Below are 27,000 nucleotides of genomic sequence, written 5' to 3'. Positions count from 1 at the left end.
TTACTTGGCCGCCGGCCGCAGCCGGACCTTGACCTTGACCCGTCCCTGGACGTCGGGCAGCCGGACCGTGAGGCCGTCCGCGTCGAAGTCCGTCCACGGCTTCTCGTCGATCTCGACGGACGCGACCTGGACCGAGCCCGCGGGAAGCAGGTCGGGCGAGACGCGCAGCACGCGGTCGGGCAGGTTGGTCGGGTCGGGCTGGAAGTGGAAGTCCATCTCCCGGCCGTTGATGAGCAGGTTGTTGTAGACGGCGGAGAGGTAGCAGAGCTCCGCCGAGTGGTACATGGACATCGAGTGGCTGCCCTTGAGCCGCTCGGTGCCGAGCAGGTACGGCGTACCGCTGGCGAGCACGTTGAAGTAGACGGCTCCCTCATCGTGGTCGAGGAAGAAGGTGTTGTAGAAGGCCTCCGCCTGGCGGGCCTCCTTCAGGAAGTCCTCGCCGCCGACGGTGCCCTTCAGGATGAGGTAGGCGAGGATCGCCTGCTCCTGCTGCCACCAGGCCTTGCGGTCGTGCCAGGCGAAACGATACGTCTCCGCGTCGCCGGTCTTGATCCGCTCGACCACGTCGTACCAGCCGCCGCGCTGCTGGTCGCTGCCGACGGCCGGCATGATCTCGCCGATCTTGCGGGCGAGCTCCTCGTAGGCCGGCTTGGCCTTCAGGGAGTTCATGCGCATCAGGTTCCAGGCGATCTTCAGGTTGTGGCCGACCACCGCCCGGTTCTGCTGCCAGCTGTGCGCGGTGTCGTGCGACCAGTCGCGGAAGAAGCGCTCCTGGACGAAGGGGCTGTTCTTGTAGTCCGGGAACTTGTCCGCGATGGTGTCGAAGGTGTACTCCAGGAAGTCGGCGTACCTCTGTTCGCCGGTCGCCAGGTACAGGTTGATCAGGTACGCGGGCGCGTGGTCGCCGACCGAGTTCCAGTTCTTGCGCTCGGCGTTCTCGCCGAGGGACTCGTGGTCCGGGCTGAACAGGATCGGGTCGATGTGCGAGTAGTAGCCGCCCTGCTCCTCGTCCTTGAAGAACTTGTCGAACAGCCGGATGGTGGCGTCCGCGTCGTTCTTGATCCGGATGTCACCGGTGATCCGGTACGTCTGGATGGGGCCGGCGAGCGCGTAGATCTGCTCGTACATCGGGATCGCGTCGTAGTCGTCGGAGAACTCCGAGGTGAACAGCTTGCGCTCGCTGTCCCCGTCGACGCTGATGCCGTGGTACCAGAAGACCACGTCCTCCTCGCCGTCCACGACCCGCATGTGCTTGCGCAGGTACTCGGTGCCGCGCTCGGCGACCTCCAGGTACTCGTCCTTGCCGGTCAGCAGGTAGGCGGAGGCCATGCCGTAGACCAGGCGGGAGATCGTGTCGGTCTCCTGGACGTGGCTGGCGGTCTTGTCGCCGCCGAGCCGGATCTCGGTGCGGTACTGGGTGAAGTCCACCGGCCCCTCACCGAACTGCGCCCGCTTGTAGAAGTCGGCCAGCGACTCGATCTGCTTGACCCACCAGCTCGCTTCCTCGAACCGGTAGTCCTCCGCGCCGCGGCCCAGGAACACCAGGCGCTTGGCCTCGTAGCGGCCGCCCTGCTCCGGGTAGTGGACGCCGTAGACGAAGAGGAACCGGCCGGGCGAGAGCATCTCGTCGATGTGCCCGGAGGCGTCGATGTACGGCTCGTCGAGGTTGCGGACCAGCTCGGCGCTCGGGTCCCCGGCCAGCGAGACGTCGAACTCGCGGCCGTCCGAGGTCTTCAGCCGCAGCAGCCGGGTCGCGGAGTCGAAGCGGACGACGTAGCCCGCGATCGTGTCGGAGAAGGAGAAGCTCACGGCGTCCGCCATGTCATGCACCGTCCTTGTCGTGTGAGCGGTCGTCCTCGAATCCCTGGCTGACCTCGACGATCACCCCGTCGGGATCACGGACCCACACGGTCCGCCACCCGCAGATGAAGTCGTCGAAGTCCAACGGCCCCAGGGTCACTTCGGCCGCGTCGCCCAGCGATGCCAGGAACGCGTCCACGCTGTCGGTCTGGAAGGCCAGGTGGCGCATCCGGCCGGGGGCCTGCGGCCCGTCGTCGTTCGCCTCCCGCGCCGGTTCGGCGCCGGCCGCGAAGAGCTCCAGGTACGCGTCCCCCTTGCGCAGGAACACGATCCGGGCCTCCCCGAGGTCGACCACCCGGGCCCGGGTGAAGCCGAAGTACCGGGTGTAGAAGTCCTCGGTGGTCTTCTGGTCCGTGCAGTTCAGGCCCACGTGCGACCAGACCATCGGCCCCATCAGCCGGTCCCCCGGCCCCGCCCCGCCGCGATCAGGTCGATGATGCGGCGGGCGAACAGGTGGTGGTGCGCGCCGGTGCGGCCGGTGACCAGGTCCCCGTCGACCACCACATCCTCGTCCACGTACTGGGCGCCCATGTTCCGGACGTCACCGATGAGGTTGTTGTGGCACACCACCTTGCGGCCGCGCACCTTGCCCGGGATCGAGGAGGCCAGCCACATGCCGTGGCAGATGATGCCCTTGAGGACCGTCGGCTCCTCGAAGGCCCGGCGCAGCAGCTCCGTCGCCGGCGCCAGCTGGTCCACGTCCTCGGTGTAGCGCAGCCGGTCGGCCACCATGCCCGAGGGCACGATGATCGCCGCGTACCGGCGCAGCTCGTCGTCGCTCAGCCCCTCCAGGGACTGGCTGGCGGTGAACGGCGCCCGGTACTCGTGGCCGGAGAAGGTGACGGAGTCGTTGCCCCACAGCCGGGTCAGGAAGTCGACCTCGGCGCCCTCCTCGGCGAACCGGTGCTGGTAGTAGAAGATCTCCGGCTCGTAGAAGTCGCTCTCGACCAGGACCGCGATCCGGGTCCCCGAGAGCGCTCCCTCGCGCAGCACGACGTCAGGCACGGGAAACCCCCTTCACGAAGTCGGCCGCGCGCTCGGCGATCATCGCGATGGCGGCGTGGCAGTTGCCCGACGGAACGGCGGGCATCACGCTGGCGTCGACGACGCGCAGGTTCCGTACGCCGTGCACCCGCAGCTCGGGATCGACCACGGAGAGGTCGTCGATGCCCATGCGGCAGGAGCCGGCCTGGTGGTGGTAGCTCTCGGACTTCTGCTTGACGAAGGTCCGCAGCTCGTCGTCCGTGACGTGGTCGGGCCCGGGCTGGAGCTCCTGCTTGTACAGGGGCGAGAAGGCGGAGGTCGCGAAGATCTCCCGGGCGAGCTTGACGCCCTGCACCATCCGCTCCAGGTCCCACCGGTCACCCAGGTAGTTCGGGTTGATCAGCGGGTGGGCCAGCGGGTCGGCGCTGGCCAGCTTGATCCAGCCGCGGGAGACCGGCCGTACGACTCCGGGCAGGATGGACACCGTGTTCGGGTGGTCCTGGCCGACGATCACGTCGAACGGGACGTGCACGAACGCGATCTGGAGGTCCGGCGCGGGCAGTCCGGGCCGGGAGGACAGGAACAGCGCGCTCTCCGACAGGTTCTGCGCCGGCGGCGGGAGTTCCTGGGTGACCTCGGCCATCAGCCCGGTCAGGACGTGGTTGTGGAAGTTCTCGCCGACGCCGGGCAGCGCGGCGGTGACCTCGATGCCGTGCTGCCGCAGCTGCTCGGGGTGGCCGATGCCGGAGAGCAGCAGCAGCTTCGGCGACTCGATCGCCCCGGCGGCCACGATCACCTCCCGGCGGGCCCGTACGGTGTGCGGTCCGGGCTCGGCGGTGCTGCTGTGGCCGTCGCGGACGGTCCGGCCCGGGACGTCCCTGCCCGAAAGCGCGGCGGGGGCCTGGAGCTGGACGTACTCGACGCCCGTGCAGGTGTCCCCGTCGAAGAGCAGCCGGGTGCTCTGCGCGCTGGTGCGCAGGGTCAGGTTGGCGCGGTCGAGCGCCGGCTCCAGGTAGGCGGCGAGGACGCCCTGGCGGCGGCCGTCGGCCACGTCGATGTGGTGCCAGCCGGTGCCGAAGAGCCCGCGGCGCGGGCCGTCGGTGTTGAAGTCCTCGATCTCCTCGTGGCCGAGCTCGACGGCCGCGTCGATGAAGGCGCGGGAGGCCGGGTTGGGGCCGTGCCGTCCGGCGTGCGTGATCCGCTGCGGGCCGCGGGTGCCGGTGGTGGCGGCGGTCGCGTCCTCCTGGCCCTCCAGCAGCGCGAAGTACGGGAGCACGTCCTCGTGCGCCCAGCCGGCCGCGCCCTGGTAGGCCCAGTTGTCGAAGTCCGAGGCGTGGCCCCGGATGTGCATCATGATGTACAGGTTGCTGCTGCCGCCGGGGGCCTTGCCCCGCGGTTCGTACGTACGGCGGCCGTCGAGACCGGGCTGCGGGACGCTGGTGTAGCCCCAGTCGACGGGCCCGCCGAGCAGCTTGTACCAGGAGGACGGGTCGTCCACCTCGGGCGGGATGCGGGAGCCGCCGGCCTCCAGGACCAGGACGGAGACGTCCGGGTCCTCGGAGAGGCGGTTCGCCAGGACACTGCCGGCGGTGCCGGATCCCACGATGACGTAGTCGTACTCATCCGCGTCGGAGATAGCCACGAGTCGACCTCCCTCAGCCCTGGCTCAGCACCTGGAAGGGGGCGGTGTCGTGGTAGTTCGCCATGTAGGCGATCTTTCCGTCCACGATCCGGAAGAAGTTCATGACCTCGGCCTCGATCGCCTCGCCGGAGGCGCTGATGGCGCTGAGGTGGGAGACGGCCGCGGCCTTCTCCCCGTCGACGAGGAAGTGCACGGGCTTGTTCTGGAAGACGCGGTACATCGTCCCCATGCCCTTCATCATCGAGCGCAGGACCTCCAGGCCCTCGATGTGTCCGGCGAGCTGCTCGTCCATGACCTGGTCGTCGGCGAACAGGTCGCACCAGCGGTCCCAGTCCCCGGCGTTGGCGTACTCGTAGTACTGCTCAAGGATCTGTCGTGCGTCCACAGCGCTCATGGCGCTCCTCCCCCTATCGGTCCCGGCGGGTTCCGTCGGGCGCGAACGGCGCCCAGAACTGGCTGAAGGCGGTCGCCGAGTCCCCGAAGAGCCCGTCACGGCCCTCGACGATCCGGCCGTCCCGCCATCGCATGAAGTGGAAGACCGGGTAGTCCATCCGCTCGTACGGGGACTGGCTGGCCCGGTCCGCGCCGTCCCGCAGGGCGATGTTGCGGCACAGGTCGGCGCTGCAGTCCTCACCGACGAGGACCGCCTGGATGTCCATCCGGAAGGTGCCCCCGGTGAGCTTGTGGGTCTGGCCCATCAGCTCCAGGAAGGCGTCCAGGCTCTCGTACCAGCCGGCCAGCGGATGGTTGCCCGGAACCAGCCAGCGCAGGTCCTCGGAGTAGTACTCCAGGATGCGCGCGCGGTCGCCGGAGCCGAGGGCGGCGTAGGCCGCCTCGACCCGCTCCCGTGTCACTTCGGTCATCGTCGCTTCTCCTTCGCCGGCGCTCAGAGGGAGCCGGAACCGGGCATCGGAGCCAGGTCGTTGACGGTGTACTGCTTGATCAGCGGCCCGTCGGGGCCGGCCACCACCGTCCAGGTCTGGTCGGCGTCGAAGCCGAGCCACTCGCTGCGGGCGGCGGGCGGATCCCAGATCTTGGCCTGCCAGTTGACGAGCACCCGGACGATGGCCCGGTCGCCCTCGATGACGGGCTCCACCTTCGTGACCGTGTGCACCTCGTCGAAGAACCGGCTGGTCACGGCCGCGTACCAGCGGCCGAAGCCCTGGTGTCCGAGGAAGGTGTCCTCGGGGACCTTGAACTCCAGGTCCTCGGTGATGAGGGCGAGCACCTGGTCCAGGGGTACGTGCTGGTCCAGGGCCACGTACCAGTTCTCGGCGAAGCTGCGGATCGCGTCCTCGGTCAGCCGTTCGGCGGGCATGCGGTTCCTCCTGTCCGTACTGGGGTGGTGTGCGGTGGCTCAGATCTGGATGTCGACGAGGAACGGACCGGGGTGGGCCAGCATCCGGCCCACGGCGGCGACCGCCTCGTCCGGCTTCTCCACGCGGATCCCGCCGGCGCCGAGCGAGCGCGCCAGCGCGGCGAAGTCGATCTCGGGGTGCGAGAGGTCGAAGGAGCCCGGGAAGCCGTGCTCCGGGATCTCCCGCTCCCGCCAGTACTGGGCGATGTTGTCGTCGAGCAGCCGGTACTTGCGGTTGTTGCAGACCACGAACTTGGCGTTGATCCCGTGCCGGGCCGCGGTCCACAGCGCCTGGTACGTGTACATCGAGCCGCCGTCGCCCGCGAATCCGACGACGAGCCGGTCCGGATGGGCGAGCTGGGCGCCGACCGCGCCCGGGAAGCCCACGCCCAGCGAACCGCCCCGGGTGAGGTGGTAGTCGCCGGGCCGCTCGGGCGGCAGGTGCTTCGTGACCAGCGGGGAGGTGGTCAGCGCCTCGTCGAAGACGATGAGATCGCCCCCGGTCCGCTCGGCCAGGGTCCGCAGGAAGACGGCCATCGGCGTGCCGTCGGTCTCGTCGGCTTCTCGCGCTGTCGAGGCGGCGCGGGCCCGCTCCCGGGACCGTGCGTCCAGCCGGGCGGCGGCCGCCGCCCGCCGCTGCGGGGTCAGCAGGCGTTCGAGTACGCCGGCCAGCGCGCGCAGCGCCTGCTTGGGGTCGGCGGCCAGGCCCAGGTCCACCGGGTGGTTCTTGGCGATCTCGTACGCGTTGAGGTCGATGTGGACGACCTTCGCGTCCGCCCGGAAGGGGCTCTCCAGTTCGGGGAACACCTCCGGGAAGACATAGGTGCCGACGATCAGCACCCCGTCGGCTTCGCCCACGAGCTCCTTGCTGTGCGGGCCGAACATGTGGCCCGTCTGGCCGCGGCGCAGCGGGTGGGAGGCCGCGATGTTCACCTCGGAGGAGTCCACCTCGTACACGTCCGCGCCCAGCAGCTCGGCGACGGCCGCGAGTTCGGCCTGCGCCCCGGAGAGCGAGACCCCGTCCCCGATGAGGACGACCGGCCGCTCGGCGCGGGCCAGCAGCTCGGCCGCCCGCCCCACCGAGGCCGGCGAGGGCGCGACGTCCGTGAGCGGCACGACGGCGGGCAGTACGGGCTCGGAGTTGAGCTCGTCCAGCACGTCCATCGGCAGCGCCACGAACACCGGGCCGCGCGGCGGGGTCAGGGCGATCTTCACCGCCCGGCGGATGGTGCGGAGCACGGACCGCGGATCGGTGACCCGGGTCGCGTACTTCGTCACCGGCTTGGCCATCGCCACCAGGTCGGACGCCATCTGCGCGTCCATGGCGTCGTAGCGCACCCCGGCGTCGCCGGCGACCACGACGAGCGGGGTGTGGCCGCGCAGCGACTGGTAGAGCATGCCGATGCCGTTGCCCAGCCCCACTCCGGAGTGCAGCTGGAGCAGGGCCGCGCCGCCGGTGGCCCGGGCGTAGCCGTCGGCGATGCCGGCGGCCACGGTCTCCTGGAGGGCGAGGATGTACTGGAAGTCCTCCGCCGCGTCCACCGCGTCGAGAAATCCCTGTTCCACGGTCCCCGGATTTCCGAACATCACATTCAGGCCGTCGGCCTTGAACTGCTCGATCAGCCTTTCCCGTCCGGGAGTGGCTTCGGAACTCATTGAACTCCCCCTTCTCTCCCAGGAGTTTCCGGACTATTACCCCTACCAGCCGTATCGGGTGAGACCGTCCTCCAGGACTTCCACGATCTTCTGTCCCGTGAGGTACGAGTCCGGGGTCGAACGCCCGGTCACGAAGGGGAAGTCCACGATCACGGACACCGGCTTGCCGAAGTTTCCGTGATACGCGCCGCGCGGTCCGGTCGCGTCGCGCAGGATGTACTCCAGCGGATACGGCGGCGGGCCCATGTTGAAATCGGTACCGAGGAATCCGGTGCCGTCCTTGTAGTCGTACTCCTTGCAGTGGCCCGTGACGTGCTTGCCCCAGATGATGCTCTTGCGGTCGCTCCAGTCCCGGGCGAAGGCCAGGCACGCGACGCCGTAGCACTCGGCCGCCACCACCTTGCCGGCCTTCTTGAAGGCCAGGATCAGGGCGTGGACCCGCTCGTTGTTGGCGAGGTCGGCGATCGGGCCGCTGCCGCCGACGATGAGGATCGCGTCGTAGTCCGCGATGTCGGCGTCGAGCTTGTCCAGATCGCGGTGGTACTGCTCCAGCTTGCGCAGATAGCCCTCGTCGCTCGTGTACGGGCGCTCGGGCACCCATGCCTCGATGTCGAGCGGCGAGTCCAGCCGGCTCGACTGCTCGAACTCGCGGCCCAGCCGGGCGTTTTCCTCGGTCGTGACCGAGCGTCCCAGCGGGGGGTCGATGTAGTTCGCGTCAAGGCTCGGCGGAAGTGCGTGCGCGCGCTTTCCGGTCGGCGTGGCGAATACGATCTCGTAGCCCCGCTCGTCGAACTGCGATACGGGCCCTATCAGTTCTTCGGCCCAGTAACCGTGTTCGGAGACAATGACCAGAATCTTTCTGCTCACAGATTCCTCCAGGCGCCGCCTGTTGTCGTTGGCGTCCCCCACACTGCGTGCGCCCAGGGCCTGCGTCAAAGCGCCCGTACGCGACTTCGTGAGGTAGGAGGCCATGTCGTCGGAGCACCTCAGGTAGTAGTCCGCCGACATCAAGAAGTCGCCTCCGGACTCCCTGACTTCGGCCGAATCGATGAACCGTCGCGGGGGTCCCGTCTTATGGTCTGGACGCGTCGTGAATCACTGACGCGCGAGGCACGAGTGCGCGAGGAGAGGGACGGGGACGATGACGATGGACCTGTTGTGCACACACATCGATCAGATACGTCCGGTGAAGCCCGGCACCGAGGGCTGCGAGGAGTGCCTGGTTCTCGGAGACGGCTGGGTGCATCTGCGGATGTGCCTCAGCTGCGGGCACGTCGGGTGCTGCGACTCCTCGAAGAACCGTCACGCCACCCGGCACTACCGCACCACCGAGCACCCCATCGCGGCCTCGCACGAGCCCGGTGAGGACTGGGCCTGGTGCTACGCCGACAAGCTGATGCTGGACCCGGCGTGAGCGCGGCCCCGGAGAACGCTCCGGCGACCGCGGCTACCTCCACCACCTCAACCATGGGGACCGCCGCCGCGACCACGGGTACCACGGGCACCGCCACCGCCGCGCACGGCCCGGGGGCCGCCGCCGAGCGCGCGGAGAACCGCAAGCCCGTCATCCTGGCCGTGGACGACGACCCGCAGGTGCTGCGCGCCGTCCGCCGCGACCTGCGCAGCGCCTACGGAGACCGCTACCGGGTCCTCGGCGCCTCCTCGGCCGCCGACGCCCTGAAGATCCTGGACTCCCTCGACGAACGCGGCCACGACCCGGCCCTGTTCCTCGTCGACCAGCGGATGCCCGACGTCACCGGCGTCGAGTTCCTGCTCGAAGCGGTGAGCCGCTTCCCGGACGCCCGCCGGGTCCTGCTGACCGCCTACGCGGAGACGGACGCGGCGATCACCGCCATCAACCGGGTCCGGCTGGACTACTACCTGCTCAAACCCTGGGACCCGCCGCACGAGCGGCTGTTCCCGGTCCTGGACGACCTGTTGTCGGACTGGCTGGCCACCTACCGCCCCGCCTACGACGGGATCATCGTCGCCGGCCACCTCGTCTCCCCCGGCACCCACGCCGTGCGGGACTTCTTCACCCGCAACGGCCAGCCGTTCCGCTTCCTCAACGTCGAGCGGGACCCCGAGGCGCTGACCCTGATCGCCGCCCAGCCCGACGCGGCGCTCCCGCTCGTCCGCTTCCCGGACGGAGCGGTGATCTCCGCCCCGAGCGACACCGAGCTCGCGCGGCGCCTGGGCCTGTCCACCACCGCCTCCCGCCCGCACTACGAGTGCGTCATCGTCGGCGCGGGGCCGGCGGGCCTGGCGGCCGGGGTGTACGCGGCCTCGGAGGGGCTCTCGACCCTCATGCTGGACTCCCGCGCCCCGGGCGGCCAGGCCGGCACCTCCAGCCTGATCGAGAACTACCTCGGCTTCCCGTCGGGGCTCTCGGGCGGGGACCTCACCCGCCGGGCCACCATCCAGGCCTCCCGCTTCGGCGCCGAGATCCTGCACCCGGTGGAGGTGGTCTCGCTGACCCGGGACGATCCGGCGAAGATCCTGACCATGGCGGACGGTACGGAGATCAGCGCGGAGACGGTCCTGCTGGCCACGGGGGTCTCGTACAACCGGCTGGAAGCCCCCGGCGCGGACCGCTTCGAGGGGGCCGGGCTGTACTACGGGGCGGCCACGACGGAGAGCTCGGCCTGCATCTCGCAGCACGTGTTCATCGTGGGCGGCGCCAACTCGGCCGGCCAGGCGGCGGTGCACTTCGCCAAGTACGCGGCCCGCGTGACGATCCTGGTCCGCGCGGAGTCCCTGGACGCGAGCATGTCCCGCTACCTGATCGACGAGATCGACCGCACCCCGAACATCGAGGTCAAGGTCCGCACGACGGTGGTGCGGCTGCACGGCGAGGAGCACCTGGAGCGGCTCACCCTCCACGACGCGCGGACGGGCGAGGACACCGAGATCCCGGCCCGCTTCATGTTCACGTTCATCGGCGCCCGCCCGCACACGGACTGGCTCTCGGGGGTCGTGGAGCGCGATGACCACGGCTTCGTCCTCACCGGGTCCGACCTGATCTCGAACGGCGGTGAACTGCCGGCCGAATGGAGCCTCGAACGCGCCCCCTACCCCTTGGAGACGAGCGTTCCCGGCGTCTTCGCGGCGGGCGACGTACGGGCCCACTCGGTCAAACGCGTGGCCTCGGGCGTGGGTGAGGGCGCGATGGCGGTCTCCCTGATCCACCGCTACCGCTCGATGGGCTGAGAGCGCCGCGACATTCCCGAGGGCCGGAAGCTTGCGATCAAGGCAAGGGCGGATGCAACGTTGATTACATGATTACAGCCGAACAGAGCGAACAGCTCCGCACATGGTTCGCCGAGCGTCTGCCGGTGGACGTCTACGAGTCCCTCGTCTCGGTCACGGTGGACCGCGAGGAGATCACGGTCGTCGGCACCATCCCGGCGACCGAGTCGGTCAAGGAGTTCCGCGAACGCACCCGCGAGCAGCGCATCGAGGTCGCCCGCGAGGCCGAGGAGCTCTACCGCCGCAAGGTCGCGTGGGGCGTCCAGTCGGGCGACGACCGCGTCCTGTTCACCCACCTCGCGGTCCCGGTCATGACCCGGCTGCGCCAGTCCGAACGCCAGGTGCTCGACACCCTGGTCGCGGGCGGCGTCGCGCGCAGCCGGGCCGACGCCCTCGCGTGGTGCGTCCGCCTCGTCGGGCGCAACACCGACGCCTGGCTCGCCGACCTGCGGGACTCCCTCGACAAGGTCCAGCAGGTCCGCGCCCAGGGCCCGGACGTCACGGAATCCGACGCCGACTCCATGAAGTCCGAGGACGAATAGGTAAAACCGTCGCGGGAACCGCCATGATCCCGGAAGGGTAGCCGGGACCACCTGATCCCAGGGAGAGGCACTCACACCATGACCACCACCGTCGAATACATCCGCTACCGGATCGCATTGGACGACCAGCAGGCCTTCGAGGACGCGTACGGCCGGGCCGCCGAGGCCCTGGCCGCCTCGCCCGAGTGCATCGACTACGAGCTGACACGCTGCTCGGAGGAGGCCGAGCGCTACATCCTCCGCATCCGCTGGACCTCGATCGACGCCCACCTCAACGGCTTCCGCAAGGGTGAGCACTTCCCGGCGTTCTTCAGCGCGATCCGCCCGTACGTGACGGCCATCGAGGAGATGCAGCACTACCTCCCGACCGCGGTGGCCGGCACGGGAAAGGCCAGCGCCGACTCATGAGCACCACGCCCAACACCCCCACCATCTACGAGTGGATGGGCGGTGCCGAGGCGATGCGCCGCCTCACGGACGCCTTCTACGCCCACGCCCTGCGGGACGAGATCCTGGCCCCCGTCTTCGCGGGCATGGACGCCGAGCACCCCCAGCACGTCGCGGTGTGGCTGTCGGAGGTCTTCGGCGGCCCGTCGGACTACACGGCACACCACGGCGGCCACCAGCACATGGCCACCAAGCACCTGGGCCGCGCCATCACCGAGAAGCAGCGCCGCCGCTGGGTGGACCTGCTCCTGGACACGGCCGACGAGGTCGGACTCCCGACGGATCCGGAGTTCCGCGCGGTCTTCATCTACTACATCGAGTGGGGCACCCGCATGGCCCTGATCTACTCGGGCCCCAACCCGCCCCCGGTGGACGCGGCCAAGATCCCCGTGTGGTCCTGGGGCCAGACCCCTCCCTGGATCCCGAAGAGCTGACCCCGACGGGGGCAGGGGTCACCCGTCACCCTGCCCCTCGTCCAGCACGATCGCCAAGGCGGGTCGGGTAGTAGCCGCGCTCACGCTGCGGCAGCGCCTTCTCGAAGTTCCCGAAGAAGGTTCCGTCCTGCCGGTACGGATACGGCACAGCCGGCGCGGGTTCGCTCCCACCGCACCGACCAACGCGGCACCGAGGAACAGCGCCCCCAGCGCACGCAGCAACGATCGGGGCACGTTCCGAAAGATCATGCACCGATCGTGCCAAAGATCCGATTCGCCCGCTGATCGCGCGCGAACCGCTCAGCGCCCGCTCAGAGCGCGGCCATCTTGGTGTAGGGACTCAGGATCCGTTTCTGGACCGACCCGAAGTCGACGAGGACAGCGATCCCCTCCTCGATACCGACGACACGGCCGAGACCGTGCTCATCGTGAGTAACCCGGTCGCCGACGCTGAACTGCCGGAGCGGCGGTTCCACGGGGGCCTTGAACGGGCTGGACGGCAAATGGCGGCGAGGTACTGCTGACTTAGTCATTGAGACCAGTATGCGCCCCGTGGACCGCCCAGTGGTCCGCCGTTCGGATCTCAATTCCAGCACCATCCGCACCGGCGCCGGTCCGGACGGCGGATCAGTCGTCCGGGTCGGCCCGGTCCAGCGCCGGCCGCAGCCCCGGCGCGGACTCGGTCAGCAGATAGTCCGCGACCGCCGTGTCCGTGACCAGGCTGGTCACGAGCCCCGACCGGAGCACCGCCCCGATCGCCGACGCCTTCCGCAGCCCGCCCGCGATCGCCACGACCTCGGGGATCCGCCGCAGCCGGTCCGCCTCCACGGTGATGCACCGCTCGCCCAGATCCCGGCCGACCCGACGGCCTTCGGAATCGAACAGGTGGGCCGACATCTCGGCGGCGACACCCAGCGAGGCGTAGTGCGCACGCTCCTCGTCGCTCAGCATGTCGTGGACGGTCGAGATGCCCGGCTCCCAGGAGCCGATCGAGACGGCCGCGACGGTCACCTTGTCGAAGTATTCGAACGCCCGCGCGATCCCGGTCTGATTGCGCAGCGCGGCCGCGGTCGCGGGATCGGGCAGCAGCATCGGCGCGTAGATCGGGTGCGCGTCCCCGCCGGACACCTGCGCGGCCCGCCGTACGGCCTCCACGGAGCCCCGCTCGGCGGTTCCGGCGTCGTACACACCGGTCAGCTGGACCACCGTGCACGGCGGGAGCCGGTGCAGGGAGGCGGCCATGTGAATGGTCGACCGCCCCCACGCGAGGCCCAGTACGTCCCCCTCGTTCACGAGCTCGCCCAGCAGATCGGCCGCGACCGCGCCCAGGTTCTCCGGATCCGGCGCGTCCTCGGTCGCGTCGGCCGGCGACTCGACGACGACGGCGTGCCGCAGCCCGTAGCGGGCCCGGAGCGCGTCGGAGCGCTCGGCGTCGAGCTCGGCCGGCACCCGGATCTCGATGCGCACAAGGTCGCGTTCCAGGGCGGTCTCCAGGACCCGGGCCACCTTGAAGCGGCTCACGCCGAACTCCTCGGCGATCTGGATCTTGGACTTGCCCTCCAGGTAGAAGCGGCGCGCCATGGCCGCCGCCTGCACCAGCTCCGCGGGTCCCATCCGCAGGGCTGACCGTCCCGCCGACATAGCAGACACCGCGTTCTCCTCACTGCTGTTCACACTCTCGTGTTCACACTCTCGACTCGTCGTTCATCCTGTCAGATCCAACGACCGCCGATCAGCCCGGACAGCTCCCGTTCATCAAGCTGACCTCCAACCCGCACTAGTGGTCGCAGGCCCACGGCGCCGCGGCGATCGCCGCGCCCGCCTGCTCGCGCAGCGTCCGCACCGCGGCGGCCGGTTCGACGGCCCCGTATACGGCGCTGCCGGCGACGAACACGTCGGCGCCCGCCTCGGCGACGCGCTCGATGGTCGTCGCGGAGACCCCTCCGTCCACCTGAAGCCACAGGTCCAGGCCGTGCTTGGCGATCAGCTCCCGGGTGCGGCGGATCTTGGGCAGCATGATGTCCAGAAACGACTGCCCTCCGAAGCCGGGCTCGACGGTCATGATCAGCACCATGTCGAGCTCGGGCAGCAGGTCCTCGTACTGTTCGATCGGCGTGGCCGGCTTGAGCGCCATGGCCGCCCGTGCCCCCTTGGCCCGGATCTCGCGCGCCAGCCGCACCGGCGCGGCGGCGGCCTCGGCGTGGAAGGTGACGGACCCGGCCCCGGCCTCCACGTACTGCGGCGCCCAGCGGTCGGGGTCCTCGATCATGAGGTGCAGATCCAGCGGAATGTCCGTGGACCGGCTCAGGGACTCCACGATCGGCATTCCGAGGGTGAGGTTCGGGACGAAATGGTTGTCCATGACGTCGATGTGCAGCCAGTCGGCGCCCTCGACGGCCTTCGCCTCCTCGGCGAGCCGGGAGAAGTCCGCGGACAGGATGCTGGGATTGATCTGAACGGCCATGACCCAAGCGTGCCATGCCCTCACGCGGTTCCGGCCACTACCCCGCATCTCGGGACTCGCGTAGCACTGCTTAATGGATCATGGAGAACATTTGCATTGTTCTTCGAGATGCCCGCCCTCCAGATTGTCCTTCATTGTGGCTCCACCCAGCCGTGTCGGACGGCGTAGCCGCCAAGCTGCATCCGGGTGCGGACTCCGGCTATGTCCATGAGGTGGCGCAGGCGTCGGTGCAGCGTGCGCGGTGACAGACCGAGCTGGGTCGCGGCCGTCGGGTCGGTCAGGCCGGCCAGAAGGAGCGCGAGGATCCTCCGGTCGAGGTCGGTCGGGCCTTCCGCACCGCGCTCGACGGTGGTTTCGGCCTCCGCGCCGGTGCCCGACAGTTCGAGCGGGTGGGCGGCGTTCCATATCGTCTCGAACAGCGCGTCCAACGCGTCCAGCAGGCCGCTGCGGTGCAGTAGCACGGCGCCGGGCTCTCCGTCCGGTGTGACGGCGAGCGGGACGAGGCCGAGGTCGGCGTCGGCCAGCACGAGTTTCATCGGCAGCTGGTCGGCGACCCGCAGTTCCACGCCGTTGTGCAGTGAACGGATCGCATCGGTGACGATGCCCGGCTCCGCCAGCACGGCCCGGTCCAGTACCGCCCGGAAGTGCACGCCGCGGCCGATGGCCACGGGTTCCGCCGTGTTCTCGTCGGGCGGCACGGCGACGAACGGTGCGGTGATGAAGGTGCGGACCTGTGTGCGGGCCGCGTGCTGCACCTGGAGGAAGCGGTGACGGATGGCGTCGACGCCCGTGACGACCTCGATCAGATCGTTGATGCTGCTCCCGGTCATCGCCGCCCGGTGTTCCTCGGCGAAGGTCACCAGTGCGTGCTCGGCCATGCGCAGCCCGTCCCGGCGCTGGCTGATGAGAGAGCCGAGCGCCATGGCCGGCGGCGCGGCGGTGAACTTCTCGTCCGCCGACCTGATCACCAGTCCCCACCCGACCAGGCGGGACAAGGCCCTGTCCACGTCGGCTCGCGATGCGGCGAGCAGATCCGACAGCGACATCGCGGTGGAATTCGGCCGTCCGAGCAGCGCCCGGTAGACGCGCTCGTCATCGGGTTCGAGGCCCAGAACATCCAGCATCGGCGACCGACTCTCTTCCGCTTGCCGCAGCGGGGAGAGTATCCGCCATGGCGGCAGACCCTGAATAGTGCCTGCTGGGAGCAGGTGTGACGGGAAGGGCCCCGGGGAGTCGCCTCCCCGGGGCCCGACAGTGCGGTTCATCGCAGGCCGTACGCCCGGATGATCTCGTTCTTGACGCCGAAGCCGCTGTCCGTCTCGGCGCTCGCGCGGACCGAGAGGAAGCCGCCGGGCTTCTTCGCCGTCCTGAACGCACCCGTCCAGTAGCCGTCGGCGCCCTTGGCCAGGGTCACCTTCTGCCAGGTGGCGCCGTCGTCGTACGAGACGTCCAGCTTCACCGCGGTGACGGTACCCGGCACGGCGCCGAGGTCCATCGACACCGGCTTGAGCGCGATCTGCTGGGTCGCGTTGGCCTTGACGTCGCCGTGCAGGTCCGACTCCAGCTTGTAGTCCAGGTTCAGCACCGAGAACCGCTCGAAGAAGTCCGAGTCGACGGTGTCGGACATGAACCTCCACTCGGTGTGGGTGCGCGTCGACAGCCGGAAGACGTCGCCGGGCCGCTCCGCGTCGAGGACGGCGCGGTAGGGCAGCTTGCCCGCCGGCACCTCGTGCCACTGCATGTCCGTGCTGTACGGGTTGTCGTGGATCAGCGTGTCGCCCTGGAAGACCCGCAGGTGGGTCGGCGTCTCACCCCACGGCAGGTAGCCGCCCAGCCGCATGGTGTCGCTGGCGGAGGCCCATGCCTGCACGTTCCAGGTCATGTAGTTCTGCCAGCGGGAGTTGTACACGCCGAAGGACTCGCTCTGGCCGGGCCGGGTCGCCGGAGCGAACCAGTCCAGCCGGTTGGTGCTGCCCTTGGCATACGTGTTGTCGCCCGACACCATCACCCACGGCAGGGCTCCGTCGACGCCCTGCGCGTGGAACTCCCTCCAGACCTGGCCCGGGGTCACCCATTCGGTGCGGGTGCCCGGGTGCCACTCGCGCTCGGGGAAGTTGAACGACGGGTTGAGGGTGAAGTCGGAACGGTAGCCTTCCGCCGCCCCGCCGTCCGTGGCCGAGTAGTAGCGGGCATCGATCCGGGCGAGGTCGTCCTGGGCCGGCTTGTAGACCAGGGCCCGGTCCGGCACCTGGCCGGGGTAGTCCCGGGTCAGGTCGTAGACGTACGGCGTGTACTCGGTCTGCTGTGCGGTCAGCTTGAGGGTGCCGGCCTTGGCCATCGCGATGAGGGTCTTGCCCGCGTCGCGGTGCACGGCGGCGACCGGGACGGTCGACTCGCCGACGTACTCCATCAGGGCGCCGACGCCGTCGTTGACCACGATCAGCGCCTTCGCACCCGCCGCGACCGCGGCCTCGGTGCGCTGCTGCGGCGAGACCTCGTCGCTGCGCTGGATGACGACGGCCTTGCCCTTGGCGCTGACCTTCTCGTACGCGGCCGCCGCGCCGTTGCCCGCGTAGACCGCGTCCAGCTTGTCCGTGACGGTGCCCAGGGCGCTGCCCGCCTGCACCAGCGCCTCGAAGCGGAGCCGACCGCCCAGCGCGCTCAGGCTGAGCATCGGCTCGCCCTTGCGCCAGCGGGTGATCAGCATGAACTCGCCCTGCTTCATCGGCTCCGTCGGCGCGACGTAGACGTCGTCGTAGTTCAGCGGCAGCACGTACGCGCTGCGGTAGTCCATGTACGGGTCGAGGCCCTTGTAGTGGACGTTGAAGTCGACCTTGCGCTGGCGGTCCTCGGTGCGCTGCGGCGCCTCGGTCTCCAGCAGGTTTGCCTTGCTCGCGTCCAGCACCACGTCCGCGGAGCCGTCCTTGATCACGGTCTCCGGGTCGACCAGCACGGCCACACCCGAGCGGTCCGCCTTCTCGCCGGCCACGTCGAGGTACGCCGCGACGGTGTACAGGCCGGGTGCCATGCGCATGGTGGTCGAGCCGTCGACGTAGAGGTTCCAGGGCCAGAAGTCGCCGGCCAGGTTGACCGTGACCCAGCCGGCGGCGGGCTTGCCGTCCCGGCCGACCAGCTTGATGTTCAGGTCGTAGCGCTCCTCCTCCTTGAGCAGCGCCACGGAGGTACGGGTCACCGGCTTCCCGGTGGCCGCGTCGGTGCCTATCACGTAGCCGACGTGCCGGCCGGCCGAGGCGGTTCGCGGGTCACCGGTCACCGGGACGGCGGCGGTGCCGCCCGCCGGGACGGTCACCGTGGTGGCTCCCAGCGTGAACGGGCCGCCGTCGTCGGTCAGGGCCAGCTTCAGCGTGACGTCGGCGGAACCGGAGTTGGTGAAGGTCAGGTCCTTCGTGACGGCGACGTCGCTCGGCTCGTGCGGCCACGTGTAGTCGCCGAAGAAGAGCGATCCCGTGCCGCGGACCGTGGTGCGCACCGCGGCGGCCACGTCGAGACGGCCGGCGCCGACCTCGTACGGCGAGTACCCGCCGTCCAGACCCTTCGCGGTGCTCATCAGGTGTTCCTTGAGCCGCGCGCCGGTCCAGTCCGGGTGCTGCTGGGCCAGGACCGCCGCCGCGCCGACCACGTGCGGGGTGGCCATCGAGGTGCCGCTGATGGTGCGGTAAAGACCCTCACCACCGCCGGTCATCTCCTGCGAGCGGGCCGCGGTGATGTCCACGCCGGGCGCCGCGATGTCCGGCTTCATGCCGCCGGAGTATGCCAGCGGGCCGGTGCTGGAGAAGGACGCGAGCTGGTCCTGCTTGTCGGTGGCGGCCACGGTCAGCGCCGAGGCGGCCGCGCCCGGGGAGGAGATGCTCTCGGGGCCCGCGTTGCCGGCGGCGATGACGAACAGCGTGCCGTACTGCGCGGACAGCGCGTCGACCGTCTGCGACATCGGGTCGCTGCCGTCCGTCGGGTAGGAGTCGCCGAGGCTCATGTTGACGACGTCCGCACCGGTCTCGGCGGCCCACTGCATGCCGGCCATGACCCAGGAGTCCTGGCCGTAGCCCTCCGCGCCGCCGAGCACCTTGCCGACGACCAGGTCGGCGCCGGGGGCGACGCCCTTGTTGGCACCGCCGGAGGCGGCGCCCGAGCCGACGATCGTGCCGGCCACATGGGTGCCGTGTCCGTTGACGTCGGTGACGGCCTCGCCCGGCACGAAGCTGGCCGTGCCGTCGATCAGGCCTGCGAAGTCGGGGTGGTTGACGTCGATGCCGGTGTCGAGCACCGCGACCTTGACGCCCTTGCCGGTGTACCCGGCCGCCCAGGCCTCGGGCGTGCCGATCAGCGGCACGCTCTCCTGCAGGCTGGCCTTCACGCGACCGTCGAGCCACAGCTTCGCCACACCCGCGCCCAACGTCGCGCTGCCCTGCGGCGCGACGGTGGTCCAGAAGGTGCGGGCCTGCCGCTTCTCGGTGCTGAGCGCGGCCCCGCGGATGCCCTTGAGCTCGCGGGTCAGCTTGCTGCCGTGGGGGGCCGTCGGCGGGGCGGCCGAGCGGGACTTGGACTGGGCGTACGTCGCGATCAGCGGCACCGCGGCCGACTTCGCGTCGTCGTAGCCCATTTCGATCAGGTCGGTGACGTTGAACAGCCGCCGGTCCAGCTTGTCCGTGCCCAGCAGCGGCACCGCCTCGTCCGGGATGACGAACAGGTCACCCTTGATCTGCTGGACCTTCACGCCGCCGACGGCGCTGTCCGGCCGGTCGACTTCGGCGGTCTGCTTGCCGTCGGCCGTCGTGGTGACCGTGACGACGTCGCCGGTGACCAGGGTGACCTTGTGGGTCGCCGACGGCTTGGCGGGAACGGTGGGCTTGCTCGGAGCGGCTTGAGCGGGCGCTTGCAGAACGGCGAGCCCCGACGCCAGCAGCGGCACCGCGGTGGCGGCCGAGATCAGCTGCCAGCGCCTGCGCCGGAAGGCGGAAGCCTGAGAGGGGGAGAACATGCCATGGGTCTATCGGCCCGGCAACGCCGACGTGAAGGCCTGATGACGGCAAGTCCTCGCCATGGCAAGGACTCGCCAGTCGTGAACCGCGCGAATCCGGGCAAGGTGAACTCGCCGATGACGAGCGAGGGTTGATTCAGCCGTTTCCGCCGGTCGGGCGCCCCGAGACCGCTTACGGCCGGGCCCGCACCGGGCCCGGCCCCGCTACGCGGTGCGGCGCAGCAGCGCGAGGTACATCGCGTCCGTCCCGTGCAGGTGCGGCCACAACTGCACGTCCGGGCCGTCGCCCAGGGCCGGGACGCCCGCCATGTACGGGCGGGCGTCGATCAGTTCGGCCGACACCGGCGACGCTCCCGCGCCCCGGCCCTTCAGGACGTCGTCCACGACCACCCGGGTCTCCGCCAGGTGCGGCGAGCAGGTCGCGTAGCCCACGACACCGCCCACGCGCACCGCCGACAGCGCCTCCCGCAACAGCCCCCGCTGGAGCGGCGCGAAGCCCTCCATATCCTGGGGCCGGCGACGCCAGCGCGCCTCCGGGCGGCGGCGCAGCGCGCCCAGGCCCGAGCAGGGCACGTCCATCAGGACCCGGTCGAAGGAGCCCGGCCGCCACGGCGGCCGCGTCCCGTCCGCGGCGATGACCTGGTACGGCCCCGGGTTGCCGTGCAGGGCCCTGTCGACCAGGCGCGCCCGGTGCGGCTGCTTCTCCGAGGCCAGCAGGAACGCCCCGCGCTGCGCCGCGAGGGCGCCCAGCAGCGCCGCCTTGCCGCCCGGTCCCGCGCAGCCGTCCAGCCAGCGCTCGTCGCGGCCCTCCACGGGCACGGCCGCCATGGCCATCGCCACCAGCTGGCTGCCCTCGTCCTGCACACCGGCGCGCCCGTCGCGCACCGCCTCCAGCGCGCCCGGCTCGCCGCCCTCGGCCATCCGGACGGCGTACGGGGACCAGCGCCCCGGCAGTGCCGAGTCCTCGCCGACGGCCGCCACCAGCTCCTCTGGCGTGGACCGCCCCGGCCGCGCCACCAGCGTCACCTCGGGCCGCTCGTTGTCGGCCTCCAGCAGGTCCTCGATGCCGGCGCGCCCGCCGCCCAGGGCGTCCCACAGCGCGCTGACGACCCAGCGCGGGTGCGAGTGGTAGACCGCGAGGTGCTCCTCGGCGTCCTCCTCGTAGGGCGGGGCCACCCGTTCCAGCCAGCCGTCCAGATCGTGCGCGGCGATCTTCCGCAGCACGGCGTTCACGAACTTGGCGCGCCCGTCCCCGAGCACCACGCGGGCCAGTTCCACGCTCGCGGAGACCGCCGCGTGCGTCGGGATGCGGGTTCCCAGCAGCTGGTGCGCGCCGAGCGAGAGCACGTCGAGCACCGGCGGGTCCACCTCCCGCAGCGGCCGGTCGACGCAGGCGGAGATGACGGCGTCGTACGTCCCCTGGCGGCGCAGCGTCCCGTAGACGAGCTCGGTGGCCAGCGCCGCGTCCCGGGCCTGGAAGCTCTCGTCCTGCCGGGCCTTGCGCAGCAGCGGCGGCAGGACGAGGTTCGCGTAGGCGTCGCGCTCGTCCACCGCCCGCAGCACCTCGAAGGCCAGCATCCGGACCGGGTCCTTCTTGGGCCGGCGGTGCGGCTTGGCCTGCCGCTCGCCTGCGGCGCCGCGACGGGGACTGGACTGTTCGCTCACGTGAAAGGTGCTCCGGGTTTACGAGGTGCTGCGGGTATGCGCGTACGAAACTGCGGCGGCCGAAACTGCCGCTGCCGCAAAACTGCGACTGCGATCAGCCTACGTCGGCCCCGCCGAGCCGCTCGCCGGGAGCGATCCGCACGCCGCGCGCCCAGTCGGCGCCCTTCATCGGCTTCTTGCCCTGCGGCTGTACCCAGAGCAGCTCCACGGCGTGCGAGCCGGTGCCGACGTGGACGTGGTTCTTCGCCGGGGACAGCTCGCCGGGCTTCAGGTCGGTGCGGTCGGTCACCAGGCCGACCGAGATCACCTTGAGCCGCTCACCGCGGAAGACGGTCCACGCGCCCGGCGCGGGCGTGCAGCCGCGCACCACGCGGTCGGCGCGCATCGCGGGGGCCTTCCAGTCGATCCGGGCGTCCTCGACGGTGATCTTCGGCGCGAGCGAGATCCCGTCGGCCGGCTGCGGGACGGCGCGCAGGGTGCCGTCCTCGATGCCGTCCATGGTGGCGGCGAGCAGCCCGGCACCCGCGAAGGCGAGGCGGGTCAGCAGGTCGCCGCTGGTGTCGGTGGGGCGGATCTCCTCGGTCAGGTGCCCGTAGACGGGCCCGGAGTCCAGGCCCTCCTCGATGAGGAAGGTGGAGGCGCCGGTGACCTGGTCGCCGGCCATGATCGAGTGCTGGACGGGCGCGGCTCCGCGCCACGCGGGCAGCAGCGAGAAGTGCAGGTTGACCCACCCGCGGCGGGGGATCTCCAGAGCGCTCTTCGGGATCAGCGCGCCGTACGCGACGACCGGGCAGCAGTCCGGGTCGATCTCGCGCAGCCGGGCCTGGAAGTCGGGGTCGCGCGGCCGGACCGGCTTGAGGACCTCGATCCCCGCCTCCTCGGCGCGCTCGGCGACGGGGCTGGCGACGAGGCGGCGACCGCGGCCGGCCGGTGCGTCGGGCCGGGTGATGACGGCCGCGACCTCGTGCCGCCCGGAGGCGATCAGGGCGTCCAGGGCGGGCACGGCAACCTCGGGGGTGCCTGCGAAGACGAGCTTCACTGGGGTCCTACCTCGCTATCTCGGCTGTCAGCAGCGGCCAAGTCTATGGGGTGGCCGCTGGGCCGCCCACCTGCGAGGTTGAGGGGGCGTACACGTACACGCGCGCCTCTCGCATATGCCGACACGCCCCCATAGCGTGACCTGGGCGCCGGGTGGCGCGTTGGTCAAGAGAGATTGACCGAAACCGGGCCGCGATGAGAACGGTGTCTGCGGCCCGATCCGCTCTTCAGCACCGGTTCGAGAGGCTTCTTCATGGCCGACCACGCCACCCACGACGCCCAAGCACGGGCCAGCCTGCACCTCTTGGTGCGGGACATCGAGCGGGTTCGCCGGCAGGTGGATGCTCTGCGTACGCTCACCGCCCAGCTCGGCAATGTGTACCGCCCGCGCCGCTCCGGTCCCTCCACGGGCTTCGTCGTCTACGGAAGGGCTCCCGCTCCCACCGTCCGCCTCGCGCAGGAGCTGCGGGACAGCGTCGAGACTCTGGTCACCGCCGCGGTGGACTTCGACCGCTCGCTCGGCTTCTCGTGGGACGCGGTCGGCTCGGCGCTCGGGGTCACCAAGCAGGCCGTGCACCGCCGCTACGGCGCCCGCCGCGCGCAGGCCGCCGAATCCTCCGCCGAGCCGCTGGCCGAGAGTACGGCCACGAGGGCCCTGGGACCGCTCCACACGGTCCCCGCCGCCCGCTCGGTCCCGCCCCAGCCCCTGCGCGAGGACTCCGCCGCCGCGGCCCCCCGCTCCCCGGCCTTCCCCGGCCCCCGCAACGCCTGACCGGCGCCCGCCGCCGGGACGCCGACCCCCGACGGCCCCAGCCGATCCCCCGACCCCGACGGGCCGCCCCCGCCGGGGTCGTTCGGCGTTGTCAGCCCGCCCGGATAGATCCAGCCCGCCCGGCGTTTGAGGGCACGTGCGCGCAGCGCACGTCGGGGGTCTGGGGCGCAGCCCCAGGGAACGGTGGAAGGGCGGGTAGGGGACAGCCCCGCGCAGCGGCAGGGCTAGGGGGGGTGCTCCCCTCAGCCGATGTCCAGTCAGCCGATATCCAGCGGGTCGATGCGGACCCGGACCGCCTCCGCCGCCGGAACCCCCCGCGCCATCCGCGCCGCCTGGGCCGACTTCAGGGCCGCCGCCAGGGCCGCCCCGCTGCCCGGCGGGACGCGGACCAGCGCCCGCTCCCCCGGAGAGGCCTCACCGCGCCGCCCGGCAATCGGCACCGGGCCCAGGATCTCCGCGTCCGGCGGCAGTTCGGCGGCGGCCAGGAAGGCCTCGACGGCCTCACCCCGCCCGGCCACGGCGGCCATCCGGGACACCGGCGGGAACCCCAGCTGAGCCCGCTCCGCGAGCTCCCGTACCGCATGACCCACCGGGTCCCACCGCACGAGCGCCTGGACGGGCCGCAGCGTCGGCTCGGCGACCACGACGACCTGCCCGTCCCCCCGGACCAGCGAGGCGGCGCCGATCCAGCGCCGCAGCGCGTCCTCCCCGGCCCGCAGGTCGGGCCGGGTCAGCATGGCCCAGCCGTCCAGCAGCAGCGCCGCCGCGTACCCTTCGCCCGCGGCGACCGGCTCGGCCCCCGGGGTGCAGACCACCAGCGCCGGCCGGTCCGGCACCTCGTCCAGGACGTGATCCCGCCCGGAGGTCCGTACGGGCACGGCGGGGAAGGCCCGCCCCAGCTCCTCGGCCGTCCGCCGGGCACCCACCACCCGGGCCCGCAGCCGGAACGAGCCGCATTCCTCGCAGTGCCAGGACGGCTCGCCCCGCCCGCACCACCCGCACCGCAGATCCCGCTCGTCGGGGGCCTCCAGCGGCCCGGCGCACACCGTGCAGCGGGCCGGCGTCCGGCACCGGTCGCAGGCCAGCCGGGGCACATAGCCCCGCCGCGGCACCTGCACCAGTACCGGCCCGGACTTCAGCCCCTCCCGTACGGTCTCCCACGCCAGGCTCGGCAGCCGCGCGGCCCGCGCCGCCTCGTCCCGGGCCAGCAGCTCGTCGCCCACCGTCCGGATCCGGGGCGCGCAGGCCCGTACGGTCTCGCGGTCGGCGACCAGCGGCCGCGCCCAGCCGGACTCGACGAGCTGTGCGGCCTCCACGGTGCAGCTCGTACTCCCGGCCAGGAAGCCGCAGCCGTCACTGACCGCGCGCAGCTCCAGCACCTCCCGGACATGCGGGAAGGGCGCGTTGTCGGCGCTGTGGCTGGAGTCCCCGTCGTCCCAGACGGCGACCAGGCCGAGGTCCCTCAGGGGCGCGAACATCGCGGCCCGGGTGCCGATGACGGCGCGCACCGAGCCCCGGTTCACGGCGAGCCATTGGCGGTAGCGCTTCTCCGGGCCCGACTCGGCGGTCAGCAGCGCGTGCCGCCCCTCGCCGAGCAGGGCGGTGAGCGCCGCGTCGACCCGGGCGGCGGTGCGCCCGTCGGGCAGGACGGCGAGGGCGCCCCGGCCGGAGGCGAGGGTGGCAGCCATGGCCCGGGCGAGTTCGTCGGCCCAGCCGGGGCCGGGCAGCGCGGTCCACACGGCGCGCGGGCTCCCGCCGGTGGCGAGGGCGCGCAGGAAGGCGGGGCCCGCGCCGTACCGCTCCCAGCCGGCGGGCTCGGGCGCGTCGGGCGGGGGCAGCGGCTCCGGCGAGGGCTTGGCCTCGGCGCGGGCGTTGCGCGGGGGCAGGGCGAGCTGGAGCACGTCGGCCAGGCTGCCCGCGTACCGGTCGGCGACGGCGCGGGCGAGGGCCAGCATGCGGGGGCTGAGGACCACCTCGGGCGAGACGACGTGCGCGAGGGCGGCGAGCGCCCCGTCGTAGTCGGATTCGGCGCGCCGCTCGACGATGAAGCCGTCGATGAGACCGCCGCCCTCGCGGCGGCCGCCGTGCACCTGGTGGGAGCCGGCCCCGAAGCGGACCCGGACGCGAACACCCGGCTGCGCGGCCTCGGAGAGCTCGGCGGGCACGGCGTAGTCCCAGAGCTGGTCGAGGTGGAGGACGCCCTTGTTGACGAGGATCCGGGCGACCGGCAGCTCCTCGGCGAGGGCCGCGCCCCGCCAGGTGCGCGGCTTGGCCTTGGGCGCCTTGGCCTTCGCCTCGGCGACCATCTCCCGGATGAGCGCGAGCTGCTCCGGCGGACCGCCGGGACTCTTGTCCCCGCCCCGCTGCTCGGATCCGTTCGCGCTGCTCACACCCGCATTCTTACCAAACCCCACCGACAACGGACGGGCCCGGGAACACATGCGGTCCAGGAACACATGCGGCCCCGGACCGCGAGGGTCCGGGGCCGTACGTGTTCAGGTCCTACAGGCCGGCGGCCTGGCGCAGGGCGTCCACCCGGTCCGTGCGCTCCCAGGTGAAGTCCGGCAGCTCACGGCCGAAGTGGCCGTACGCGGCGGTCTGGGCGTAGATCGGACGCAGCAGGTCCAGGTCACGGATGATCGCGGCCGGACGCAGGTCGAAGACCTCGCCGATCGCCGCCTCGATCTTCTCGACCTCGACCTTGGCGGTACCGAAGGTCTCGACGAACAGACCCACCGGCTCGGCCTTGCCGATCGCGTACGCGACCTGGACCTCGCAGCGCGAGGCGAGGCCGGCGGCGACCACGTTCTTCGCGACCCAGCGCATCGCGTAGGCGGCCGAGCGGTCCACCTTGGACGGGTCCTTGCCCGAGAAGGCACCGCCGCCGTGGCGGGCCATGCCGCCGTACGTGTCGATGATGATCTTGCGGCCGGTCAGGCCGGCGTCGCCCATCGGACCGCCGATCTCGAAGCGGCCGGTCGGGTTCACCAGCAGGCGGTAGCCCTCGGTGTCCAGCTTGATGCCGTCCTCGACGAGCTGGGCCAGCACGTGCTCGACGACGAACTCGCGGATGTCGGGAGCGAGCAGCGAGTCCAGGTCGATGTCCGCCGCGTGCTGCGAGGAGACCACGACGGTGTCCAGGCGCACGGCCTTGTCGCCGTCGTACTCGATGGTGACCTGGGTCTTGCCGTCGGGACGCAGGTACGGGATGGTCCCGTTCTTGCGGACCTCGGACAGCCGGCGGGAGAGCCGGTGCGCGATGTGGATCGGGAGCGGCATGAGCTCGGGGGTCTCGTCGCAGGCGTACCCGAACATCAGGCCCTGGTCGCCGGCGCCCTGCTTGTCGAGCTCGTCCTCATCACCTTCGACGCGCTTCTCGTACGCCGTGTCGACACCCTGCGCGATGTCCGGGGACTGGGCGCCGATGGACACCGACACGCCACAGGAGGCGCCGTCGAAGCCCTTCTTCGAGGAGTCGTAGCCGATCTCGAGGATCTTGTCGCGGACGAGCTGCGCGATCGGCGCGTAGGCCTTCGTCGTCACCTCTCCGGCAATGTGCACGAGGCCGGTGGTGATGAGGGTTTCCACGGCCACACGCGAGGTCGGGTCCTCGGTGAGGAGTGCGTCGAGGATCGTGTCGCTGATCTGGTCAGCGATCTTGTCGGGGTGGCCCTCGGTCACGGACTCCGAGGTAAAGAGGCGGCGGGACACATCGCTCCCTGGGGTTGCAGCGGCTGCTGGCTGATCATTGGCGGAACCACATCGGAGGCTGCGCCCGATCACGTTCCGGGTGCAGTTTATCGGTCGCCACCGTTTACGGGACCACTTGTCTCGCCCAATGGGAGAGGTGTGACCTGCGGCACTCCATTCTGGCGTACGGATTTACCGCAGAGA

24 protein-coding genes are annotated in these 27,000 nt (G+C 71.1%); 6 read left to right on the top strand and 18 right to left on the bottom strand.

Annotated features, from left to right (window positions below; genetic code table 11):
• Genes MTF65_RS27115 through MTF65_RS27075 form a run of 9 tightly spaced genes read right to left on the bottom strand, consistent with a single transcriptional unit; the run spans window position 1 to window position 8,366 of the window.
• Window positions 1-1,821 carry an AGE family epimerase/isomerase gene (locus tag MTF65_RS27115; RefSeq protein ID WP_243631598.1) on the bottom strand — a complete coding sequence of 607 codons (1,821 nt, stop codon included), beginning with the start codon at window positions 1,819-1,821 and terminating at the stop codon, window positions 1-3.
• A 1-nt stretch (window position 1,822) separates the two neighbouring features.
• Entirely contained in the window at window positions 1,823-2,254 is a 432-nt protein-coding gene (locus MTF65_RS27110; RefSeq protein WP_243631597.1) for a VOC family protein, read from the bottom strand.
• Window positions 2,254-2,865 carry a DJ-1/PfpI family protein gene (locus MTF65_RS27105; RefSeq protein WP_243631596.1) on the bottom strand — a complete coding sequence of 204 codons (612 nt, stop codon included), beginning with the start codon at window positions 2,863-2,865 and terminating at the stop codon, window positions 2,254-2,256. The genes MTF65_RS27110 and MTF65_RS27105 overlap by 1 nt, the downstream gene beginning before the upstream one ends.
• A complete protein-coding gene (locus MTF65_RS30570) occupies window positions 2,858-4,486 on the bottom strand; it encodes a GMC family oxidoreductase (protein WP_243631595.1) in 1,629 nt (542 codons plus the stop codon). Before MTF65_RS30570 ends, MTF65_RS27105 begins: the two co-directional genes overlap by 8 nt.
• Before the next feature lie 13 nt (window positions 4,487-4,499).
• Complete coding sequence (locus tag MTF65_RS27095) at window positions 4,500-4,880, bottom strand: nuclear transport factor 2 family protein (protein WP_243631594.1); 381 nt, start codon at window positions 4,878-4,880, stop codon at window positions 4,500-4,502.
• A gap of 13 nt (window positions 4,881-4,893) precedes the next feature.
• Complete coding sequence (locus MTF65_RS27090; RefSeq protein ID WP_243631593.1) at window positions 4,894-5,349, bottom strand: nuclear transport factor 2 family protein; 456 nt, start codon at window positions 5,347-5,349, stop codon at window positions 4,894-4,896.
• Window positions 5,350-5,372: 23 nt separating this feature from the next.
• Window positions 5,373-5,804, bottom strand: a complete 432-nt coding sequence (locus tag MTF65_RS27085; RefSeq protein ID WP_243631592.1) for a nuclear transport factor 2 family protein — start codon at window positions 5,802-5,804, stop codon at window positions 5,373-5,375.
• 39 nt (window positions 5,805-5,843) lie between these two features.
• The gene (locus tag MTF65_RS27080) at window positions 5,844-7,499 is read right to left on the bottom strand and encodes a thiamine pyrophosphate-binding protein (protein WP_243631591.1); all 1,656 of its coding nucleotides are present in this window, start codon (window positions 7,497-7,499) and stop codon (window positions 5,844-5,846) included.
• Between the two features lie 42 nt (window positions 7,500-7,541).
• On the bottom strand, window positions 7,542-8,366 hold the full coding sequence (locus MTF65_RS27075; RefSeq protein WP_243631590.1) for a type 1 glutamine amidotransferase domain-containing protein: 825 nt from the start codon (window positions 8,364-8,366) through the stop codon (window positions 7,542-7,544).
• 280 nt (window positions 8,367-8,646) lie between these two features.
• On the opposite strand from MTF65_RS27075, the gene MTF65_RS27070 reads away from it, so the two are divergent.
• From MTF65_RS27070 to MTF65_RS30560, 5 genes are all read left to right on the top strand, one after another.
• Window positions 8,647-8,913: a UBP-type zinc finger domain-containing protein gene (locus MTF65_RS27070; RefSeq protein WP_407077171.1), complete on the top strand. Its 267-nt coding sequence runs from the start codon at window positions 8,647-8,649 to the stop codon at window positions 8,911-8,913.
• 53 nt (window positions 8,914-8,966) lie between these two features.
• Window positions 8,967-10,709 carry an FAD-dependent oxidoreductase gene (locus MTF65_RS27065; protein WP_243631588.1) on the top strand — a complete coding sequence of 581 codons (1,743 nt, stop codon included), beginning with the start codon at window positions 8,967-8,969 and terminating at the stop codon, window positions 10,707-10,709.
• A 68-nt stretch (window positions 10,710-10,777) separates the two neighbouring features.
• Entirely contained in the window at window positions 10,778-11,290 is a 513-nt protein-coding gene (locus MTF65_RS27060; protein ID WP_243631587.1) for a hypothetical protein, read from the top strand.
• A 78-nt stretch (window positions 11,291-11,368) separates the two neighbouring features.
• The gene (locus tag MTF65_RS30565) at window positions 11,369-11,698 is read left to right on the top strand and encodes an antibiotic biosynthesis monooxygenase family protein (protein ID WP_308407232.1); all 330 of its coding nucleotides are present in this window, start codon (window positions 11,369-11,371) and stop codon (window positions 11,696-11,698) included.
• Window positions 11,695-12,171: a group II truncated hemoglobin gene (locus MTF65_RS30560; RefSeq protein WP_308407231.1), complete on the top strand. Its 477-nt coding sequence runs from the start codon at window positions 11,695-11,697 to the stop codon at window positions 12,169-12,171. Before MTF65_RS30565 ends, MTF65_RS30560 begins: the two co-directional genes overlap by 4 nt.
• A 311-nt stretch (window positions 12,172-12,482) precedes the next feature.
• On the opposite strand, the gene MTF65_RS27050 is transcribed toward MTF65_RS30560, so the two are convergent.
• The 7 genes from MTF65_RS27050 to fmt form a co-directional block, all read right to left on the bottom strand.
• Window positions 12,483-12,704, bottom strand: coding sequence for a CarD family transcriptional regulator (locus tag MTF65_RS27050; RefSeq protein ID WP_031145007.1), 222 nt, complete (start codon window positions 12,702-12,704; stop codon window positions 12,483-12,485).
• Between the two features lie 94 nt (window positions 12,705-12,798).
• Window positions 12,799-13,845 carry a sugar-binding transcriptional regulator gene (locus MTF65_RS27045; RefSeq protein ID WP_243631586.1) on the bottom strand — a complete coding sequence of 349 codons (1,047 nt, stop codon included), beginning with the start codon at window positions 13,843-13,845 and terminating at the stop codon, window positions 12,799-12,801.
• A 103-nt stretch (window positions 13,846-13,948) separates the two neighbouring features.
• Window positions 13,949-14,635: a ribulose-phosphate 3-epimerase gene (gene rpe / locus MTF65_RS27040; protein WP_243631585.1), complete on the bottom strand. Its 687-nt coding sequence runs from the start codon at window positions 14,633-14,635 to the stop codon at window positions 13,949-13,951.
• A gap of 131 nt (window positions 14,636-14,766) precedes the next feature.
• Complete coding sequence (locus tag MTF65_RS27035; RefSeq protein ID WP_243631584.1) at window positions 14,767-15,759, bottom strand: helix-turn-helix domain-containing protein; 993 nt, start codon at window positions 15,757-15,759, stop codon at window positions 14,767-14,769.
• Between the two features lie 137 nt (window positions 15,760-15,896).
• Entirely contained in the window at window positions 15,897-19,631 is a 3,735-nt protein-coding gene (locus tag MTF65_RS27030; protein WP_243631583.1) for a S8 family serine peptidase, read from the bottom strand.
• Window positions 19,632-19,835: 204 nt separating this feature from the next.
• Window positions 19,836-21,296: an RsmB/NOP family class I SAM-dependent RNA methyltransferase gene (locus MTF65_RS27025; protein WP_243631582.1), complete on the bottom strand. Its 1,461-nt coding sequence runs from the start codon at window positions 21,294-21,296 to the stop codon at window positions 19,836-19,838.
• A 94-nt stretch (window positions 21,297-21,390) separates the two neighbouring features.
• A complete protein-coding gene (fmt, locus tag MTF65_RS27020) occupies window positions 21,391-22,335 on the bottom strand; it encodes a methionyl-tRNA formyltransferase (protein ID WP_243631581.1) in 945 nt (314 codons plus the stop codon).
• A 252-nt stretch (window positions 22,336-22,587) separates the two neighbouring features.
• Here fmt and MTF65_RS27015 point away from each other — a divergent pair, with 252 nt between their 5' ends.
• Window positions 22,588-23,106 carry a hypothetical protein gene (locus MTF65_RS27015; protein ID WP_243631580.1) on the top strand — a complete coding sequence of 173 codons (519 nt, stop codon included), beginning with the start codon at window positions 22,588-22,590 and terminating at the stop codon, window positions 23,104-23,106.
• A gap of 257 nt (window positions 23,107-23,363) precedes the next feature.
• On the opposite strand, the gene MTF65_RS27010 is transcribed toward MTF65_RS27015, so the two are convergent.
• Together MTF65_RS27010 and metK are read right to left on the bottom strand one after the other, a co-directional pair.
• Window positions 23,364-25,496, bottom strand: a complete 2,133-nt coding sequence (locus MTF65_RS27010) for a primosomal protein N' (RefSeq protein WP_243631579.1) — start codon at window positions 25,494-25,496, stop codon at window positions 23,364-23,366.
• 112 nt (window positions 25,497-25,608) lie between these two features.
• A complete protein-coding gene (metK, locus tag MTF65_RS27005) occupies window positions 25,609-26,817 on the bottom strand; it encodes a methionine adenosyltransferase (protein WP_243631578.1) in 1,209 nt (402 codons plus the stop codon).
• Window positions 26,818-27,000: the final 183 nt, after the last annotated feature.

This window comes from Streptomyces sp. APSN-46.1 (assembly GCF_022815725.1).
Classification (GTDB): domain Bacteria; phylum Actinomycetota; class Actinomycetes; order Streptomycetales; family Streptomycetaceae; genus Streptomyces.
Note: the sequence above shows the minus strand (reverse complement) of the source record. Positions and strands in the feature narration are given on the sequence as shown.

Coding starts and splice junctions, on each gene's coding strand:
- MTF65_RS27115 (WP_243631598.1), bottom strand. CDS start 1,821: ATGGCGGACGCCGTGAGCTTCTCCTTCTCCGACACGATCGCGGGCTAC.
- MTF65_RS27110 (WP_243631597.1), bottom strand. CDS start 2,254: ATGGGGCCGATGGTCTGGTCGCACGTGGGCCTGAACTGCACGGACCAG.
- MTF65_RS27095 (WP_243631594.1), bottom strand. CDS start 4,880: ATGAGCGCTGTGGACGCACGACAGATCCTTGAGCAGTACTACGAGTAC.
- MTF65_RS27090 (WP_243631593.1), bottom strand. CDS start 5,349: ATGACCGAAGTGACACGGGAGCGGGTCGAGGCGGCCTACGCCGCCCTC.
- MTF65_RS27085 (WP_243631592.1), bottom strand. CDS start 5,804: ATGCCCGCCGAACGGCTGACCGAGGACGCGATCCGCAGCTTCGCCGAG.
- MTF65_RS27080 (WP_243631591.1), bottom strand. CDS start 7,499: ATGAGTTCCGAAGCCACTCCCGGACGGGAAAGGCTGATCGAGCAGTTC.
- MTF65_RS27070 (WP_407077171.1), top strand. CDS start 8,647: ATGGACCTGTTGTGCACACACATCGATCAGATACGTCCGGTGAAGCCC.
- MTF65_RS27065 (WP_243631588.1), top strand. CDS start 8,967: ATGGGGACCGCCGCCGCGACCACGGGTACCACGGGCACCGCCACCGCC.
- MTF65_RS27060 (WP_243631587.1), top strand. CDS start 10,778: ATGATTACAGCCGAACAGAGCGAACAGCTCCGCACATGGTTCGCCGAG.
- MTF65_RS30565 (WP_308407232.1), top strand. CDS start 11,369: ATGACCACCACCGTCGAATACATCCGCTACCGGATCGCATTGGACGAC.
- MTF65_RS30560 (WP_308407231.1), top strand. CDS start 11,695: ATGAGCACCACGCCCAACACCCCCACCATCTACGAGTGGATGGGCGGT.
- MTF65_RS27050 (WP_031145007.1), bottom strand. CDS start 12,704: ATGACTAAGTCAGCAGTACCTCGCCGCCATTTGCCGTCCAGCCCGTTC.
- rpe (WP_243631585.1), bottom strand. CDS start 14,635: ATGGCCGTTCAGATCAATCCCAGCATCCTGTCCGCGGACTTCTCCCGG.
- MTF65_RS27035 (WP_243631584.1), bottom strand. CDS start 15,759: ATGCTGGATGTTCTGGGCCTCGAACCCGATGACGAGCGCGTCTACCGG.
- MTF65_RS27030 (WP_243631583.1), bottom strand. CDS start 19,631: ATGTTCTCCCCCTCTCAGGCTTCCGCCTTCCGGCGCAGGCGCTGGCAG.
- MTF65_RS27015 (WP_243631580.1), top strand. CDS start 22,588: ATGGCCGACCACGCCACCCACGACGCCCAAGCACGGGCCAGCCTGCAC.